An 18,926-nucleotide genomic window follows, 5' to 3' on the forward strand; every position below is an offset into this window, starting at 1 on the left:
CTTTTTGGATACTTTTTCGGCAATGGAAAAAGTATCGGAAAGAATACCTGACCCTCCCCGTTCCGTTAAAGCTAAACGTTGGCATTTATTTCCCCTTTCTCTTGCCGAAACCAATTATTTGCAGGATTTTTAGGGTACTCCTCCTAAAATAGAAATATAGTAACTTGTTACTATATACAGTTGTTGTGTGTTATATAATTTCTAAGATAGTATGCCTGGATTAAAAGAATACAGAAAGAACTTAAACTTAACTCAGGAAGAACTTTCAATAAAATCTGGAATATCATTGCGCACCATTCAACGTGTTGAATCCGGCATAGACCCTAAAGGATATACCCTTAAGGCTTTAGCAAAGGCTTTGGAAATTGATGAACTAGGCCTACTAACAAATAAACCCACAAACGATCGGCTAAACTTAGAATTAATCAACTACATTAATTTATCGACTTTAATTGTTGTATTTCTTCCCATTATATGTTTCTCTGTGCCTTTAATTATAACATTTACCAAAAAACAATTTAATAAAATAACAAAACAGATCATATCTATTCAGATGATATGGAGTTTAATTATGATCACCATTTACTTAATCGGAAATATTATCAATTTGGGGGCATTAGGGAGAGATGTTTTTATAGGGTTTTTATATGTACTCATCTTGTTAAACATAATATTGGTGGTTAGGAATAGCATTGAACTTATGAGAAACAAAAGACTCTATATCAAACTAAAATCAAGCATTATATAGCCCTATTGATGATTGACGCCCAATTGGCGAGTTTTTGGCGGGCGTTTTTTACAGTTAATGTTCATATAATTACAGACTTTTACTTCATCATTTTTTATTATAAAATCTTTACAAATGAAAGTAAAAGTTATCTGTTTAATTATACTTAATCTATTCCTTTATTCTCAGCGAAGCTACGGTCAACAACAGCAGGTACAAGAAATTGATAGCCTTTTTCACTCTTGGAATCAAAATGGTCATCCGGGAGGAGTGGTTACAATAATTAAGGATGGTAAGACATTTTTTTCCAAGGCGTATGGATTAGCCAATATAGAATATGATGTACTTAATTCAATAGGTACAGTTTTTAATATAGCATCCATTTCAAAACAGTTTACAGCAATGGGAATTGTTTTGTTGGAAGAACAGAATAAGTTAAACTATAAAGACGATGTTAGAAAATACTTACCAGAATTGCCTGACTTTGGAACCACTATTACCATACGTCAACTTTTGCAACATACTAGCGGGCTAAGAGATATTCACGGTCTTTTGGGACTAGCAGGTTGGAGAAGCAATGATTTAGAGACTAACGAAGATCTCTATAGAATTATTAAAAACCAGAAAGAGCTTAATTTTAGACCAGAAGAAGAATTCTTATACTGCAATACTGGCTATATTCTTTTGGCTAAAATCATTGAAAATATTTCTGAATTACCGTTCGATAAGTATATGAAGAAATTTGTATTTGACCCTTTGGGCATGAGAAATACTTATGTCGAAACTCAAGTTAATCGAACGGTTTCAAATAATGCAACATCGTACTATTCATATCCTAATTTTGATAGAGCAATAGAATATTGGGGATATTATGGTGCTGGTAATATGCATTCCAATACAAAGGATCTCGGTCTATGGCTTCAAAATTTCGTTTCTCCCCAGAAAAATTGGGAAGCAGCTTTTAACTCATTGCTAACTACATCCCCTCTCAAAAATGGTTTTAAAACAAACTATGGTTTTGGTGTGCGAATTGAAAAATCCTTAGGTAAAAAAGTAATCCAACATGGAGGGGCTGTCGGTGGCTTCAGAGGAATAGTAAGAACATATCCTGAAGAAAATCTTCATATTATAATACTTACAAATTTTTCAGAAAGTAGAATTGGTTCTAAGATCAATACTATATCACGAATTATTCTAGAGAAACAAGAAGAAACACAGATAAACAATTCGAGTGAAGAATCTTTAATAAATACCAAACCGATTAATTTGGCAATTCAAGAAAATAAAGAAGTTGAAGGTATTTACTGGAGTAATTCAGAGAAATCTGGACGAAAAATCTATGTTAAGAATGATACACTTCGTTATGCAAGTTCTGAATCAAACGAATGGGCCTTGGTTCCGTTGGGGGATAAAGTATTCCAAATGATACACCCATATTCTCAACTCATTCTAGTTGAGTTTAATGGTAGCGGGCAAATGACTGTTAAAGCGGGAAATGATATGCCTGGCTTTTTCAATTTAATCCAGTCTGACATCAATACTAATACAGACGGTCTAAATATGCTTATTGGCAAATACTATAGTGATGAACTAAAAGCTATATATTCAATTTCATTAAGGGAAGGCAAATTATTCATTGATCACGCAAGACATGGAAGAATAGAACTTACACAACTATACAATGACAAATTTTCTGGAGTATGGCCAATTAATATTATTGAATTTGAACGGAATAAAGACGGAAAGGTGGAAGGTTTAAGAATATCAAATGGCCGTACAAGAAATGTCTGGTTTAAAAAAATGCAGTAGTTAATATACAACACACAACATTAACTAAACGTCATGGCTTTTAGGTAGGCCCCTCCTGCTGCCTAAGTTCTAAAGTTTTATACCTTTACTCCCAGACGGAAGAACACGCCTTGCAGGCGGACCGCATCGTCCGCTTAGTAAGAGCGTTCTCAGCAAGCAAGACAATCCCTATTTAGAAATGAAAGAAATAATTATAATGTTAATCTTAATCTTTTTTTATTAATACAATTTATTGTACGACTAACGATTCTACCTCAATAAAATTGACTGAAGAACTTGAAAAAATATACGCAAGAGAATATATTAATGGATTCTCTGTGGCTATTGTAAATCAAGATGGCATTCTATATGAAAAAGGGTTTGGATACTCTGACATTAAAACAAACAAGAAATACACTAATAATACACTTCAGAACATTGCTTCTATTTCCAAAACTTTTATTGGTATTACATTACTAAAGCTCAAGAGCTTGGAAAACTTAACTTAGACGACCCTATAAACAAACACTCGCCATTCGAAGTATGTAATCCACATTTCCCTTATGAACAAATTACAATACGACAATTGGCAACTCACACATCTAGTATTAAAGACCCCTCTAGTTATGAGAAGAATGGATATATTTTAAAAGAAGTAGAGAATAAGGAAGCTAAAGTAAATAGCAATTTTCGTTCACATAGTAAAAAAATGGTCCTAAATGAATTTCTAAAGAATATTTTAAGTGAAGATGGAAAATGGCATAAGAAAAATAATTTTTTAAAGACAAAGCCGGGAGCAATATTTGAGTATTCAAATGTTGCCGCAGGATTAGCCGCCTTGGTAATAGAAAAGGCAACCAATCAATCATTTAACGAATTTACCAACGAGCATATTCTTACACCTTTAGGAATGTCCAATTCTGGTTGGTCATTTACTGAAGTAGATTTTTCAAAACATTCTAAATTATACAAAGACAAAGAAACCGAATTAGCTTTTTATCAATCGGTTAATTATCCTGATGGTGGTTTAATTACTACTTCAAATGATTTAGGGAAATACTTTACCGAACTAATTGCAGGTAATAATGGTAATGTTAGCATCTTAATTAAGCAAAGTGATAGGGAACTAATTAGACCACAACTGACTGATAAAAATTATAATGAAAGAAATGAAAGTGCTTATAATGACGAATATAATATGGGTGTTTTTATTGGTATTTCAGCGCAGGGACAAATAGGTCATACAGGTGGTGACCCAGGAGTCGCAACCAATATGTTTTTCAACACTGAAACTAAAATGAGAAAACTTTTGATTGTCAATACCTACCTTAAAAAATAAGGAATAAAGGAATTTATAGATATATGGAAAATATTACAAGAATATGAAACTAAATTATAAGCAAGCTGGTAACAAGGTTAACCGTTGCACAAGCCTGTGATTTTCAAAATACAGATTGAATACAATCCCCTTTAAGGGGCTTTTTACTTTTATGCTCAGAAGTTGCGGTCCGGAATTCGAGGCTTCATTATAACCTAGAAAAACGCTCAAACTACAATGATAATGAGTATTGCCCTTAATTCTGAGATAAAAGTCGCTCTTTTTGTTTGTTTATAAAAGAGATGGATTTGCCGGCTCCGGGTGCTTGATTACAATACCAGATGTCTACAAAAGTACCTTGAGATACTATGTAACTGTTCCCAGTTTCTTCATCAACAGCTACAAACTCAAATGTACCGGACAATAATTGGTTGGTTCGGTCAATTTTTGAAAATTGAATTTTAGCGGTAGGGGAGATATCGCCACCAAGTTCTTGGGAATCACAATCTACAACTAAAACATAGGCGCCGATTACCTCAAAGCCGCCTGTGAATAGGTTTGCGCCATTACTTCCACTGTATTCCACATCGGTTTCAAGGTCATCAAAGCCTAGGTTGCTCGATGCAAGTGTTATGGTAAGTCCCCGTTGGTTGCGTTGGTCTATGGGTGTTGTAGGGTCGGGACCATCCCCACCAATGATTCCGAGGGTGAATGCATCGTCGTTTTCTTCATATACAGCACCTGCCAGTATTCCAGTGGATTCAAATGATACCCCATTGATAGTAGAAGTTATGGTACCGTTATTCAGTTGCTGCGAACATTCGTTGGACGATTCACTATCTCCCGTATCGTCAAAAACAGCGTCCTCGTTCTCACATGGTTCCGTAGGATTCGGATTTATATCTCCGTTGTTGGTATCGTCATCCCCCGTGCCATTTTCTTCCTCGCCGGAATTTGTGTTGCCTTCTTCGGTGCCCTCATCTCCCACTGTTTCCCCCGTTGTATCATCGCTACTTTCCTCATCGCTGCTGGAATCGTTATTGCTGGATTCTTCCTCTTCGTCATTGTTACTAGAATTATCTTTGGAAGGGTTTTCAAGCACATTAGGATTGGGAGTATCCGTATCCGAATCACACTGAATAAAAATAAAAGCTAAAAAAAGAAGTAGGAGGTAGGCTGGTTTTTTCATTTTTCCGTATAGTATCGGTTAAAATATAAAATAGAAAACCAATTGGATACGGATTTCCGTAAAAAGACCTTTTTTTGGATGTACTGTATTGATTTTGAGATATTTTCCTACATAATAGTATATAAATTGGTGCTAACCACCCCTTTTCCTGAGGTTGAAGGAACAGCAACTAACTCCTTGGCTTTCTTAACCTTTAATAGAAAGGGTGGTGCCAACAAATCCACCCCGCTCTGCTTTTTGAGTCGGATGCCCTGTCCGGAGATTATATCAACGTTGGGTTCAAAATCACCTTCGGGTAGGTGTTCCGTTACCAGTACGTACGTGTAGTTTGATAGTTTTTTGACTATCGCCTTTATTTCCTCATTGGAAAGGTGTTGCAAAACCTGCCGCAAGATGATGCAGTCGGCTTGGGGAAGGCCATCCTTGGCAATGTCCAAACAGTGAAAGCTTACCTGCTCCAAAGCATTGTTCTTTTTATGCCAAGTGATGAGGTCTTCCACGATATCTATGGCGATATATTCCCGGGAGTATGGTACAAGTCGTTTACCAATAGTAAAATCCCCACACCCCAAATCGCAAACCGTTAATTGGGGGTGGAAGGAGCGTAAAAAATGGGTAACCGCTTTGAGATAGGGTTCCACCATTGCTTGATCGTGCGACCCATCACCACTGTAAAATTCGCCAGGCTTCCCACCCCAAAGGTTTTGATTGTAAATCTGCTCCATCACGGCTTTTGTGGGCCATGGTTTTTTAGCTTTTTTGGTGGGCATGGGAGGTTGGTTGTTAGATTTCTAGTGAGTTAGTGAAATAGTGAGTTAGTGAGTTAGTGAAATAGTGAGTTAGTGAATTAGTGAAATAGTGAGTTAGTGAAATAGTGAAATTGTGAGTTGGTGAGTTGGTGAGATAGTGAGATAGTGAGATAGTGAATTAGTTGTTTTTAAGTCTAACGTCTCAAATCTAACTTTTCACTCTTCACTTTTAATTCTGCACTCTTCACTCTTCACTCTTAATTCTGCACTCTTCACTCTTCAGTCTGCATTCAAAACAACGTACCCATCCTTCATCACAAAAGTGGTCTTGCGCATGGCACGAATATCATTTAAGGGATTTCCCTGTACAGCAATGATATCGGCCAAAAACCCTTTTTTTAATTGTCCCAGTTGGTCCAAATGGAACATAGCAGCATTGCCGCTGGTTGCGGATACTAGGACGTCCTTGGGTCGCATCCCATATTCGACCATCAATTCCATTTCCCGATAGTTTTCGCCATGGGTAAAGACACCTACATCCCCTCCAAAAACAATCTGTACTCCTGATTCGAGGGCCAGCTTAAATGATTGTTTCTTTTGGGTAATACGTTCCGGTTCGGGGTCCTTCACTTTGTTCCATCCGCGGTATTGGGTAATGGCATCCCCTGCGGCCAGGGTAGGGCATAAGCCGATTCCTTTTTCCTTCATCATTTTGAAAATCTCAAGAGTGCCACCATCTCCGTGTTCTATGGTTTCCACACCACCCATAATGGCCCGTTTCATACCTTCCGGTGTACTGGCATGGGCTACCACATATTTCCCAGCACTTTTGGCGGTCGCTACCATGGCATCGATTTCCTCCTGTAAGAAGGTGGGCTGGGAATCCGCTCCGGGCGTCCAACGGTAGTCGGCATAGATTTTTATCAAGTCAGCTCCGTTGCCCATTTGCGTTCGTACGGTTTTAATAGCCTCTTCCTTTCCGCTAACCGGCTCTGCTCCCAAGGGAACTGTGACACCATCGTGAAATCCTTTGGGCCCGTATGCCCCTGTGGCCACAATGGCCGGACCTGCCACCAACATTCTTGGACCTACAATGATTCCCTCCTCAATGGTCTTTTTTAAATAGACGTCTGTATATCCTGCACCCTCGGCGCCTAAATCCCGCGTAGTAGTGATACCTGCCATCAATGTGTTTTTGGCATGAACCGAACCCCGGATGGCCCGTTCTACCGGCGATTCCTTGAGCACTTGGTCGTTCCAGTCGGTTTCGTTGTATGGATGTAATAACAAGTGGGAATGGCCCTCGATGATACCAGGCATTAAGGTGGTGCCGGACAATTCGATTTCTTGGGTCCCTCTTGGTTTTTTTAAATCCTGACCGTTTCCTACATACGTAATTTGGTTATTCTCTACCAAAACGACCCAATTCTCATGGACATCAGTACCATCGAAGATACGGTCGGGTTTCAACAAGGTCTGGGCGGAAGTATTCAATAAACATCCGAATAGTAATACCCAAAGGGAAACAAGTTTAATTCTTTGCTGCATGTTGTGCAATTTCATTTAGTTTTTCCTGAATCATTTCCTTGGACAAGAACTGTCCTCTCACAATAACACCTTCATTTTGTTGTAAGGCCGATAGACTTTCTAAAGGATTTCCATTAAGCAGTATCAAATCTGCCCAAAACCCTTCTTTGACCTGACCGTAGTCATCTTCTGCCTTAAAGAATACCGCGGGATTTACCGTACCGGATTGAATGATTTTCAACGGTGTCATACCTGCGCTCTTCATACCGGCCATTTCATGATGAATGGAAAATCCGGGGACATTAAAAAGCTGAGGAGCGTCCGAACCCAACAAAATACCCTGACCGTTTGCCTGAAGTTTTTTAATAAGTTGCCTTCGGATGGCGTCGAACTGCTGCCATTGTGCTTCCGTAAAACTTTCGTCCTCCATATAGCTATTCTTGGTTTTACGCCAATTCTCCAAGGTAGTTTTGGGCATGTATTTCATTTCGGGCTGACTAAGTAATTCATCTGCCGAAATTGGGGCGAACCATCTTTCAAATAGACTTTGTGTGGGTACGATCCAAACCCTGTTCGCTTTGGAAAGCGTAACCAGTTCGTCAATTTTGGTGGTATCGGCCAAAGGGGTAAATGCATATCCAAAGAATCCATTATCGCTTGGTTTTACATTGGCAGATTTCGGAACGAGTCCCTCTAGAAACCCGTCCACATGGTCAATGGAGGCATATTTGCTTTCCAAAGCATGGCGAATACCAACATCTACGGGAACGTGGCCGGCAAAAGGAATGCCTACGCTGTTGGCGGTCTCCACCACTTGGTCAAACACCTCCCGTTGTATGCCCGGATGTATCTTTAAAAAATCGTAACCGTCTTTTTGATATTGCGTTACCTTTTCAATGGCTTCCTCCTTTGAGGTTACTGAGTTCCCATTTAAAGAAGGACTTGAAGTATAAATCCTTGGACTTACTAAATTTCCATTTGCGGCCTTCTCCCTTAATTCCAAGTGTATTGGATTTCCAAGCATTCCTCGGATAGTCGTTACGCCGTTGGACAGGTACAAAAACAAGGTTTCGTTTATTCGCTCCTCACCGACTTCAGGAGGGGGGATATGGGCGTGCATTTCTGCGAGTCCGGGCATCAGGTATTTTCCGGACCCGTTGATTACTGTTTTAAAAAGTGCCGTGTCCACCGCTTTTTGGGAGATGGAACGTATCCGACCTGAATCGATAACCACATAACTGTTTTTCAAAACCGAACCGTTCGTGACATCGATAATGGAAATATCGGAAATTAGGATATCCTTTTTGGTCTCGATTTGATTTCCATCGTTACAGGCAATCAAAAAAGTCAGAAATACAAACAAAAGTGTTGTTTTCATCTGTTTATTTTTATTGTTATTAATAGATCAGATGCAATTATTCACATCATTTTATTTACATAGGTGTTCATGAATCTTCGATTTCGCCAATAACCATTTACTCACGAAGCTTGTCTATTTTTAAAACAGGTGTTCGTGAACCCTTGGTTTCAGTGGGTATCAAGACTTGTTATGGCTCATTTCATACCATTAATTGGGTATTAGTTGTTCCAAGGATTCCTTGGTAAATTTTTCACCGTGTTTAAACACCATAAATATTTTTTGGGTGTTCTGAATATTTTCAAGGGGATTGTTATCCAAAATCACGATATCGGCCACTTTGCCGGATTCCAAGGTTCCGTAGTCCGACTCTTGTTTTAGAAATTTGGCCCCGTTATAGGCCGAAGCCTTTAAGGCATCCAATGGAGATATGCCCGCATCTACCATGGCCTCCATTTCCTTATGGAGGGATATTCCGGGATAAGTATAGCTGTTAAAAGCACCACTATCAGATCCTGCCAATAGGGAAACCCCATTTTGGTTTAGGGTCCATGCCAATTTTTTGAAAAAGGTGTCCAACTCCTTTCGGTCCTGTATCGCCTTTTCAGAAGTATTTTTAGCCCGATTGATGCGCCCTTCATAGGTCTTGATAATTCCGGGAGCCATATATTTTAAATATGTGTCCTCGCTATGGTCCACCTCGTCCAAGTAACTAAGGGTATGCCCAATATGAAGTGTTGGCACCACAAACACATTTTTTTGTTTTAGGTGCTCATATGTTTGCTTGGCCACAGAATCATCATAAGTGGATTGCAGTATAGGCATGGCATCCCAAAAACCCATCTTGTTGTTTTGAAGTTGTTCGGTAACTGCGTCTTCTTGTGAGGAACAACCTTTCATGATGTAATACAGATGTTCCACAGCATCGATGCCTGCATCTATGGTGGATTCCAACGTAGCGGTAAAGGGCATGTGTCCGGAGGTAATCAATCCTCTTTTTTCCGCAGCGCGAATCGTATTGAGGTAGTTTTCTCCGGAAATCTTACTGTCATAGATTTTGACAAAATCGGTTGGGATGGCTTCGAGAGAATCTAATGCCTTTTCTATATCCGCCTCCTTTTCTACTTCCAAAGAACCGGCCCAAGTTGCCCCGGGACCATCTATTTTGGGTCCGGAGGTAAAGATAGTAGGTCCAACCATATCATTGTTTTCAATAGCCTTTTTCCATTGCATGACGGATGTGGTCAGGTCGCCGCCGGCATCCCGTACGGTGGTGATTCCATTGGCGATGAAGAGTTCTAAAAAGCGTTTGTTGGCATCAATTAGGGAGTCGCCCCCGCGAAAATGTACGTGGTTGTCCCAAAATCCGGGTAAAATGAATTTTCCGGTGGCGTCTACCACATTTTTTGCGGTGGAGTTTTCATCGGCTTTATCATAGGACACTTCGGCAATGCGCCCATCGGAAATATAAATATCACCCACGTTGACGGAGCCATCTTCCAAGTTTATGATATTTCCCCCCTTTAAAAGGGTATCATAGGAAACCTTTTTTTCTGCTTCACAGTTTATCAACAGCAAAAACAACATTGCGATACCTAAAAAGGAAAATCCGTATCTCATCAGCTAAAAAATAAATTGAGTACGGAAGGTAAAAAGAATTAGCGATTCAGTACTTGCCTAATCAGGATAAATATGAATATCATGATGGAATAGCCTATGAAAAAGGGAATGATATACTGTTGCCAGCCCAACGTAAACATGAGACCAATAAGCAATAGTTGAAAGCCCAATCCAAATGAGGAAACCGCAGTCATAAACCAATTTGGAAAGGCTTTGCCTTTGGCGGCATTTTTATCCAATCTGTAGATAATGGAATCAAAAGTACCATAGCACAAGGAGTATATCTTAAACATGGAGTTTACCGTTTTCTGACTTTCCCCTTTTAGCGCATTGGGGCTTTTATTTTCAAAAACCCGACTCGTGGTATCCCCATTATGCCTGTTCCGTAAAATCACATAGTAGTAATTGTAGAGGGTGCCCTGTAATTGAAGACAGATAAAGGATATTACCGTTAGCAGTAAAGAACCATCGGTAACGTACCAGATAGTCAAGAACAAGATCAGGTTTAAGACAATATCAGATATGGAATCTAAATACCTTCCCGTATGTGAAGGTGTATTTTTGGCCCTCGCCAATTCTCCATCGGCGGCATCTAAAATTGATTTTAGAATTAAAAACAGAAACGCCAATCCGTAATATTCATTGAGCAGGAGTACTATTGCGGTTAAACCGCTTACAAAGAATGCAACCGTAATATGAACAGGGGTTAGGGAGGTTGTTTTTATTGCTTGGACCAGTTGAAAGGCAACTGATCTTCCGTAATCCGATAGATCTAAAAAACGATGTTCTTCGGGTAATTTGGACATTTTGATTGTATCTGATTGAAATGTCAATAACGGGAACACGCTAGCTTGTCATATCAAACAAATACACGGCAAAAATAGGGCTTTATTCGGTTTAATCGATAATACAAGTGCTTATATGAGAAAAGTAAATGGTGTTACCTTCCACCTCCGTTTCTATATTTAATATTTTCATGGCAATGCTGTAATATTTCGTTGATGCGTTTTTGTCTTGTTTCATCGCGCTTTGCTTGATTCAACCAATAGAGATAACTCTTTTGTTGCCCTCTGGTGAAGTTCTGGAAGTTTTTGAAAGCCTGTTCATTGTTATCGAATGCGGATTGTAAGTCCTCAGGTACCTTACCCGTTTCCACATCGTCCAAGGCACTCCATGATCCGTTTTGCTTGGCTATCCGAATGGATTCTAGTCCGGTTTTATGCATTAATCCTTCTGCCTTAAGCTTTTTTATGTAGTCCTTATTGACCTTGCTCCATACGCTTTTAGGTTTTCTCGGACAGAAATACTGTCTTCTTTTACCATCGCCCAAACTTTTTACTGTGCTATCGATCCATCCGTAACAAAGGGCTACTTTTACGGCTTCCTCCCAGCGCATACTGTCGTTGGCATGTGCAACCTTGAAAAATATCAAGTAAATTCCGGAATGCTTATCATGGTTAATGTGTAACCATTCCCTAAATTCCGTATCATTTTTGAAATAGAGCTCTGGTATTTTTGACATATAATCTTTTTTCAGTGTTAAATTGTGTTTAAAATACAATTTTAGTCTATAAACAATTGGTTCATAAGCTAGCGAAACCTATTTTTGAGGCTTATTAAACCGACAAACAACAAAATTTACGTATGAAAAAAGTTTTTAATGCGCTGCTTTTGGGCTTTGCGCTTATTATTGTCTCATGTGGTGGCAATAAACGTGAAGGGGAACCTAAGGTCTTGGTATTCTCCAAAACCATGGGTTTTAAACACGCATCTATACCTGCAGGAATTGCCGCACTGCAAAAGATGGGACAAGAAAACGGTTTTGCCGTTGATACGACCAAAAATGCGGATATGTTTACGGATGATAACCTAAAACAATATTCTGCGGTGGTTTTCTTAAGCACTACAGGTAATGTTCTAGATCAATTCCAGGAAGCCGCCTTTGAGCGTTATATCCAAGCAGGTGGTGGTTACGTGGGTATACATGCCGCTGCCGATACCGAATATGATTGGGGCTGGTACAACGATCTTGCGGGAGCCCAGTTCTTGAGCCACCCTAGTGGAACACCCAATGCAGATTTCATCATCAAGGACAAAAACTTTATCGCTACGGAGTTTTTTACGGATAGTGTTTGGAACAGGGACGATGAGCTTTATAATTATAAAAATATAAATCCGGATGTAAATGTCTTAATGACGTTGGACGAATCTACCTATGAAGGCGGTCAGAATGGGGATTTTCACCCTATTGCTTGGTACCACGATTTTGATGGAGGCCGTGCCTTTTATACTGGGGGCGGACATACGGATGAAAGCTTTTCGGAGGAACTATTTTTAAAACATGTGTTGGGCGGAATCAAATACGCCATTGGGGAAAATGAATTGTTGGATTATTCCAAGGTAAAATCTCAAATCCCTCCGGATACGGATAGATTTTCCAAGGTTATATTGTCCGAAGGTCAGTTTTTTGAACCGACGGAAATGGCCGTATTGCCCAATAATGATGTGTTAATTGCACAGAGAAGGGGTGAAATAATGCTTTATGATGATGAGACCAAAGAATTAAAGGAAGTAGCCAAATTGGATGTCTATTGGAAAACCTTGGAAACCCCGGGGGTTAATGCAGAGGAAGGTGTAATGGGTTTGCAGAAAGATCCTGATTATGCCAATAACAATTGGATTTATGTGTATTATGCCCCTACTGGCGACAAATGGGTAAATCGTCTGTCCCGTTTTAAGTATGCCGACGGCAATTTTGATTTAGATTCGGAACAGATAATTTTGGATGTAGATTCACAACGAGAAATTTGTTGTCATACAGGTGGTTCCATCGCCTTTGGTCCTGATAATCTTCTTTACCTATCTACGGGGGACAACTCCACGCCATTTAACGAAAAGGGAGAAAAATATGTGAACAACGGTTTTGCGCCATTGAACGATACGCCAGGGCATGAGCAGTACGATGCTAGAAGGAGTTCAGGGAACACCAATGACCTTCGTGGAAAAATCCTAAGGATAAAGGTGAACGAGGATGGTAGCTACGATATCCCTGAAGGAAACCTTTTCCCTATGGGAACCGAAAAGACAAGGCCTGAAATTTATACCATGGGACATAGAAATCCTTATAGAATATCCGTGGATGTAAAACGCGGCTATGTTTATTGGGGCGATGTTGGACCCGATGCAAGGGTGGATAGTTTGAAAACGAGGGGTCCAAGAGGATATGACGAAATGAACCAGGCACGTCAGCCTGGTAACTTTGGTTGGCCATTGTTCATTGGTGACAACTATGCCTACAAGGAATACAATTATGAAACGGGGGAAACCGGAGAAGCATTTGATCCACAAAAACCGATGAATACCTCTAGAAACAATACGGGATTAACGGAATTGCCACCGGCGATGCCAGCTTATGTTTTTTACCCTTATGATGAATCCAGTCAGTTTCCTCAAACGACTACTGGTGGTAGAAACGCCATGGCAGGTCCCACCTATTATTCTGATTTGTATACCGGCGAGGACAAATTACCCGACTATTATGATGGTAAAGTGATTATCTATGATTGGATGCGTGGCTGGATGTTTGCGGTGCATTTGAAGGAAGATGGTAGTTTTAATAAAATGGAACCCTTTGCGCCAGAAGTGAAATTGAACAACCTTATAGATATGGAGATGAGTCCTGATGGAAGGGTATATCTTTTGGAATACGGTAGTGGTTGGTTTTCCCAAAATGCCAACTCAGGGTTGTCCTATATTGAATTTAATGGTGGAAACAGACCTCCTGTCATTGATAATATGATTGTCGAGACGACAGCGGGAAAAACACCACTTGCCATTAATGCTTCCGTTGTTGCCAGCGACAGGGAAGGAGACAACATAACCTATACATGGGACTTTGGTAACGGAGAAACCAAGGAAACTACGGAACCCAACGTTAGCTACACCTATACAGATGCGGGGGCGTATAACTTGAGCGTTACCGTTGGGGATGACAAAGGAGAATCCGCAGTGAGTGAAAGTACCGGGATTGTTGCCGGTAATTCCAGACCTGAGGTAACCATTAACCTAAATGGAGGTACTCCGGCCTTTTATTTACCTGGCCAAAAAATAGCGTATGAGGTGAGCGTAACCGACCCTGATGGTGGAACGGTGGATGAAAGTAATGTCTTCGTGAGTGTGGACTATCTGGAAGGGTTGGACAAAGTGACCATGAATTTAGGGCACCAACAGGTATCGGCAGCCGTTACAGGTAAGGCCCTTGCGCAGTCCATGGATTGTAAGACCTGTCATAAGGAAGCGGAAGCATCCATAGGACCAAACTATATGGACGTTGCCCAAAAGTATAAGAATAGAAGAGATGCCTTGAGTTATTTACAAACAAGGATAAAAACCGGAGGTAACGGTGTATGGGGCGAGGTAACCATGCCCGCGCACCCTAAAATCACCAGTGATGAAACAAGACAGATCGCTCTGTATATCCTATCCTTGGCAGGAGACCAAAAAGAGGAAAAGTCACTTCCTTTAAAGGGTACTATCACAGCAGAAGCTTCGGCTCCAGGAAATATGTTGGTGCTGACTGCCAGTTTCACGGATGATGGTGCAGAAGGTACCATTCCATTAACAGGCTCCAAGTCTGTTGCTATTCCAAGTAGCACAATCCAGCTGACCGAGGATATGAAAACCAGCAATATGCAGGCCATGAAATTTGGCGGTATGGACCTTATGCTCTTGAATGGCGCTGCGGGATGGTTGGAATTGAAAGACACTTCGCTTAAAGGAGTGAATGCCTTAGTACTCAATGCAGGTTGGCAAAGCCCTCCTAATTTGAGTTATACCTTTCAGATCCATGAGAACACCCCAGATGGTCCTGTTGTTGGTGAAGGAACCATGCCGGCCCAAACCGGAGGTCAGGGAACACAGGTCAATGTTCCTATCACGGGGACTGTTTCTGGCAATGGACCTTTTTATGTGACCTACAAGGCAGAAGAAGGTAAGGAACCCTCTATGGTTGCATTAACGGGCGCTATGTTCAATTAAGTTAATACGGACCTATTATACTAAAAGCCCGCTTGATGCGGGCTTTTTCAATTTATTAATAGGATTCACTATTTAACTAATTTTCTGGCAAATGGCCTCTCCAATCCCCATTAAGGAAGCTATTTCTTCTTCTGTGAAATCATAGGACACGGGTTTTGCTATTCCGATAGTACCATATAATTTTCCTTCATGTATCAATGGTGCGGCAAGCGACCCTTCTACTTTGGTCTCTTTTGCGGCTGGTCTGGCTACGCCAGACTCATCGGTTTGCAGGTTGCACATTTCTACGGGTTTCATACGTTCCGCGGCGATACCCGCCATACCTTTGCCTATGGGAATAGCCGAGACTTTCGGTAACAAAAAGTCGGGAATACCTTTTTGGGCCTTCAACTCCAGAATGGAGGTTCCTGATTTTAAAAAATGCAAAGTACCTGTAGAGCAACCGAAATGGCCAATAGTCTCTTCTAAAATACTTTGCCAATCGATGGGATTTTTTTCAAGTTGTGCCGATATTTTTTCGGGGATGTTATTCATGTTGATCAATAGAAATTTAAAATAATGATTTGCTATTTCCTCTAAAGATGGGCAATTTAGGGATATTATCAGTTTTCATATTATGATATTTGTCAGCTACCCCTGATATGACCTTAGGCCTTTTACTTATACTTTTTTAACTTCCACGTAAAAATTTGGGTCCACTTGTATGTCGTTCCCTTTAAGTGATTTTTGCTGCCACTCTGTGGTAGGGGTAATCCAATCAGTCTTTCCGGCCATCTCAACCTTTAAGGGCATTTTAAACCCATCGATGACATTGGTAAATCGGTATTTTAGCTTGCCGTTCTTGATTTCATATTCAAAAACTGGAATGTTCGCCGTTCTTAAATATTGATCAAAAAAGGAGGTGAAATCAGCCGATACCTGATTGTCCAAATAAGCTTCAATCTGTTTGGATGTTACTGTTTGATGATAAAACGTTTCGTTCAAACCTCGTAAGGTTGCCCGCCATTTTTCATCATCGTCCATGATTTGCCTAAGGGTGTGCAGGATGTTCGCCCCTTTGTTGTACATATCGCCGGACCCGGATTTATTAACATCATAAGGGCCAATGAGCGGTCGGTCATTTCTGATATTTTTTCGGATTCCAAGTAAATATTCCGCTGCAGCTTCCTTGCCATAGTAATATTCAATAAACAGGCTTTCTGAATACATGGTAAAACCTTCATGCACCCACATATCGGCGATATCTTTGTAAGTAATATTGTTTGCGAACCATTCATGTCCTGCTTCGTGGATGATGATGTAATCGAACTTCAATCCCCAACCGGTGCCCGAAAGATCGCTGCCTAAGTAGCCATTTCCATACTGGTTTCCGTAGGTTACGGAACTTTGGTGTTCCATACCCAAATAAGGGACTTCCACCAATTTGAAAGAGTCCTCATAAAATGGGTAAGGACCAAACCAATGCTCAAAGGCTTCCATCATTTGGGGAGCCTGTTTGAACTGCTCCTTGGCTTTTTCCAGATTGTCCCTTAATACGTAGTAATCCATATCCAAAGTGCCTTTTTCGCCATCATAGGTCTCCCCAAAATACACATAATCACCAATATTTACGTTCACCCCATAGTTGTTAATGGGATTGGATACGAACCAGTGGTAGGTATTGGTATTTTCATCTATTGAACGCAACCTACCGTTGGATACGTTCATTAGTCCCTTAGGTACCTTTACACTCATAAGCATACTATCCACTTCGTCGTACATATGGTCTTTGTTGGGCCACCAAACACTGGCTCCAAGTCCCTGACAGGAGGTGGCCACAAAGTGTTTCCCGTTTTCGTCCTCTTTCCAGGAAAAACCACCATCCCAGGGAGCTCTAACAGCTTCTTTGGGATGCCCGGAATAATGCACGACGATTTCATTGTAATCACCTTCTTTTTGTGCTTTTTCTAGTTTTACAAAATGGGCATTGCCCTTGCTATCGAATTCCAGTTTTTTACCGTCTTGGGTAATTTTTTCAATGATAAGTGGTGGTTGAAGGTCTACTTGCAATACCTGATTTGCATCCAAAACTTTGTAGCGAATGGTATTGGTGCCCGATATAAATTTATCATCCGGTTTAACCTCAATATCCAGATGATAGTAATTGAGGTCCCACCAAGCTCGTTCCGGAGTTATGCTGCCTCTAAGGGTATCTTGTTCCGTAAAATCTTGGGCCTTAATATGTAAGGTAGTCAGGATAACGGTAATCATTAAAAGTTTTTTCATTAGTCCCAATTATCTAAAAATTCCGTTTGGAAATACGACCGGACTTTCAAATCCGTTTTCACCTACCGCGGACAGACCAAAGAAAAAATTATCAATAACGATTCCTTCCAATGTAAATTCGGTAACGTCACCTACATATCTACTGTAATCCCAAGTGGGTGAGGTCGTATCCCTCCAGTAGATTTTGTATCCTTTGGCTCCATCTACCCTGCTCCATTGGAATTTGGCCGATGGTTCAACAATACCACCAATTTTTACTTCTTTAGGTGCCGGTGGTGCCCAAGCCAAGGAAGCCAGGTTAATCGCATTTACAGCGGTTAGTTTTGCCGCGTAGTCAAAGTTTACATGTTCTAGGACATCCCCATATTCAATGCCGTCTTCCACCCGAATATCCTGATGTTGCTGGGTGTAATTTTCGTGCGCCTCCATGATTCGTATTCCCGCAAAACCAGCGTCGTTAAAGGGCCTGTGATGTCCTCCACGGCCAAAACGATCCAAACGATAAATCATCATGGGATTCATTTCGGGCATATAGGTCTTTACATTCTTATGCACATATCTAGCCAATTGTCTTGAAATACCATCGACTTCACCTCCATAAAACCGTCTTGCCCTGCGTTGCTCTTCCGTTTCATTGGGAGGTACGGGTTCGGAAAAAATTCGGAAATCCACATTGCTTACTACTCCATCCACACCTTTGATATTTCCAATCATATCGTTATTAAAAATCCCAATGATTTCCCATCCTTGATCTTTGGCGTATTGCGCCACGCCGCCGCCGCCAAAAAGACCTTGTTCCTCACCGGAAAGACCCATATAGATAATGCTGTTTTCAAATGTGTATTTTGAAAGTACCCGTGCTGCTTCCAAGGTTCCGGCCATACCGCTGGCATTGTCGTTGGCTCCAGGTGAATCGTCCGTAAAATTGGTAGGGTCGCTTACCCGACTATCAATATCGCCGCTCATAATAATGTATCTATTGGGGTATTTGCTTCCTTTTTGAATGGCCAAGACATTCACGACTTCCACATCATGCACAATGCGTTGATTGGCGCCCTTTTTGACCAAGTCTTTTTGATAAAAAACGTTCAAACAACCGTTACAGGCCTGGGAAGTTTTCTCAAATTCAGACTTTATCCAGCGTCTTGCCGCACCTATGCCACGGGTTTGTGAGACTGTATCGCTTAAGGTATGTCGGGTGCCAAAATTGGCCAATTTGGTGATATCGTTTTCTATGCGTTCCGCAGAAACGGCATCAATAATATCATAGATGCGTTGGTCCGTTTGCGCTGATAATGTAAGGGTTATGGTCAAAAGACCCAGAAGTAGCCATTTTTTCATATTCGGTT

The 18,926-nt window shown here is 40.7% G+C and carries 13 protein-coding genes and 1 pseudogene; 4 read left to right on the plus strand and 10 right to left on the minus strand.

Annotation, left to right across the window (positions count from 1 at the left end; all coding sequences use genetic code 11):
- The first annotated feature begins 211 nt into the window (after positions 1–211).
- From DZC72_RS10500 to DZC72_RS10515, 3 genes and pseudogenes are all read left to right on the plus strand, one after another.
- Positions 212–748 carry a helix-turn-helix domain-containing protein gene (locus DZC72_RS10500; RefSeq protein WP_125222888.1) on the plus strand — a complete coding sequence of 179 codons (537 nt, stop codon included), beginning with the start codon at positions 212–214 and terminating at the stop codon, positions 746–748.
- A 114-nt stretch (positions 749–862) separates the two neighbouring features.
- Positions 863–2,536: a serine hydrolase domain-containing protein gene (locus DZC72_RS10505; RefSeq protein ID WP_125222889.1), complete on the plus strand. Its 1,674-nt coding sequence runs from the start codon at positions 863–865 to the stop codon at positions 2,534–2,536.
- Between the two features lie 317 nt (positions 2,537–2,853).
- Positions 2,854–3,854 (plus strand): annotated as a pseudogene (locus DZC72_RS10515) (serine hydrolase domain-containing protein).
- Positions 3,855–4,089: 235 nt separating this feature from the next.
- Here the strand turns inward: DZC72_RS10515 and DZC72_RS10520 are convergent.
- The 7 genes from DZC72_RS10520 to DZC72_RS10550 form a co-directional block, all read right to left on the minus strand.
- On the minus strand, positions 4,090–5,022 hold the full coding sequence (locus DZC72_RS10520; RefSeq protein WP_125222892.1) for a hypothetical protein: 933 nt from the start codon (positions 5,020–5,022) through the stop codon (positions 4,090–4,092).
- 107 nt (positions 5,023–5,129) lie between these two features.
- The gene (locus DZC72_RS10525) at positions 5,130–5,792 is read right to left on the minus strand and encodes a class I SAM-dependent methyltransferase (protein WP_125222893.1); all 663 of its coding nucleotides are present in this window, start codon (positions 5,790–5,792) and stop codon (positions 5,130–5,132) included.
- A gap of 258 nt (positions 5,793–6,050) precedes the next feature.
- Positions 6,051–7,319, minus strand: a complete 1,269-nt coding sequence (locus DZC72_RS10530) for a metal-dependent hydrolase family protein (protein WP_125222894.1) — start codon at positions 7,317–7,319, stop codon at positions 6,051–6,053.
- Positions 7,303–8,676 (minus strand): amidohydrolase family protein, encoded by a 1,374-nt coding sequence (locus tag DZC72_RS10535; RefSeq protein WP_125222895.1) that lies wholly within the window; start codon positions 8,674–8,676, stop codon positions 7,303–7,305. The genes DZC72_RS10530 and DZC72_RS10535 overlap by 17 nt, the downstream gene beginning before the upstream one ends.
- 189 nt (positions 8,677–8,865) lie before the next feature.
- Positions 8,866–10,275: an amidohydrolase family protein gene (locus tag DZC72_RS10540; protein ID WP_125222896.1), complete on the minus strand. Its 1,410-nt coding sequence runs from the start codon at positions 10,273–10,275 to the stop codon at positions 8,866–8,868.
- Positions 10,276–10,313: 38 nt separating this feature from the next.
- A complete protein-coding gene (locus tag DZC72_RS10545) occupies positions 10,314–11,081 on the minus strand; it encodes a CDP-alcohol phosphatidyltransferase family protein (RefSeq protein ID WP_125222897.1) in 768 nt (255 codons plus the stop codon).
- A gap of 134 nt (positions 11,082–11,215) precedes the next feature.
- Positions 11,216–11,797: a YdeI/OmpD-associated family protein gene (locus DZC72_RS10550; protein ID WP_125222898.1), complete on the minus strand. Its 582-nt coding sequence runs from the start codon at positions 11,795–11,797 to the stop codon at positions 11,216–11,218.
- Positions 11,798–11,919: 122 nt separating this feature from the next.
- Between DZC72_RS10550 and DZC72_RS10555 the strand changes: the two genes are divergently transcribed.
- Complete coding sequence (locus DZC72_RS10555; RefSeq protein ID WP_125222899.1) at positions 11,920–15,312, plus strand: ThuA domain-containing protein; 3,393 nt, start codon at positions 11,920–11,922, stop codon at positions 15,310–15,312.
- Between the two features lie 72 nt (positions 15,313–15,384).
- Here DZC72_RS10555 and DZC72_RS10560 read toward each other — a convergent pair whose 3' ends face one another.
- The 3 genes from DZC72_RS10560 to DZC72_RS10570 all read right to left on the minus strand — a co-directional run bounded on the left by DZC72_RS10560 (position 15,385) and on the right by DZC72_RS10570 (position 18,918).
- Positions 15,385–15,846: a GAF domain-containing protein gene (locus tag DZC72_RS10560; protein WP_125222900.1), complete on the minus strand. Its 462-nt coding sequence runs from the start codon at positions 15,844–15,846 to the stop codon at positions 15,385–15,387.
- Between the two features lie 126 nt (positions 15,847–15,972).
- Positions 15,973–17,577 (minus strand): M1 family metallopeptidase, encoded by a 1,605-nt coding sequence (locus DZC72_RS10565; protein WP_125222901.1) that lies wholly within the window; start codon positions 17,575–17,577, stop codon positions 15,973–15,975.
- 9 nt (positions 17,578–17,586) lie between these two features.
- A complete protein-coding gene (locus tag DZC72_RS10570) occupies positions 17,587–18,918 on the minus strand; it encodes a M28 family metallopeptidase (RefSeq protein WP_125222902.1) in 1,332 nt (443 codons plus the stop codon).
- Between the last annotated feature and the right edge of the window lie 8 nt (positions 18,919–18,926).

Source organism: Maribacter algicola, from assembly GCF_003933245.1.
Taxonomy (GTDB): Bacteria; Bacteroidota; Bacteroidia; order Flavobacteriales; family Flavobacteriaceae; genus Maribacter; species Maribacter algicola.

Bases quoted from the DNA above. Each gene is read 5' to 3' on its own strand.
- DZC72_RS10505 (WP_125222889.1), top strand. From the start codon at position 863: ATGAAAGTAAAAGTTATCTGTTTAATTATACTTAATCTATTCCTTTAT.
- DZC72_RS10570 (WP_125222902.1), bottom strand. From the start codon at position 18,918: ATGAAAAAATGGCTACTTCTGGGTCTTTTGACCATAACCCTTACATTA.
- DZC72_RS10530 (WP_125222894.1), bottom strand. From the start codon at position 7,319: ATGCAGCAAAGAATTAAACTTGTTTCCCTTTGGGTATTACTATTCGGA.
- DZC72_RS10520 (WP_125222892.1), bottom strand. From the start codon at position 5,022: ATGAAAAAACCAGCCTACCTCCTACTTCTTTTTTTAGCTTTTATTTTT.
- DZC72_RS10535 (WP_125222895.1), bottom strand. From the start codon at position 8,676: ATGAAAACAACACTTTTGTTTGTATTTCTGACTTTTTTGATTGCCTGT.
- DZC72_RS10540 (WP_125222896.1), bottom strand. From the start codon at position 10,275: ATGAGATACGGATTTTCCTTTTTAGGTATCGCAATGTTGTTTTTGCTG.
- DZC72_RS10550 (WP_125222898.1), bottom strand. From the start codon at position 11,797: ATGTCAAAAATACCAGAGCTCTATTTCAAAAATGATACGGAATTTAGG.
- DZC72_RS10525 (WP_125222893.1), bottom strand. From the start codon at position 5,792: ATGCCCACCAAAAAAGCTAAAAAACCATGGCCCACAAAAGCCGTGATG.
- DZC72_RS10545 (WP_125222897.1), bottom strand. From the start codon at position 11,081: ATGTCCAAATTACCCGAAGAACATCGTTTTTTAGATCTATCGGATTAC.
- DZC72_RS10565 (WP_125222901.1), bottom strand. From the start codon at position 17,577: ATGAAAAAACTTTTAATGATTACCGTTATCCTGACTACCTTACATATT.
- DZC72_RS10555 (WP_125222899.1), top strand. From the start codon at position 11,920: ATGAAAAAAGTTTTTAATGCGCTGCTTTTGGGCTTTGCGCTTATTATT.
- DZC72_RS10500 (WP_125222888.1), top strand. From the start codon at position 212: ATGCCTGGATTAAAAGAATACAGAAAGAACTTAAACTTAACTCAGGAA.
- DZC72_RS10560 (WP_125222900.1), bottom strand. From the start codon at position 15,846: ATGAATAACATCCCCGAAAAAATATCGGCACAACTTGAAAAAAATCCC.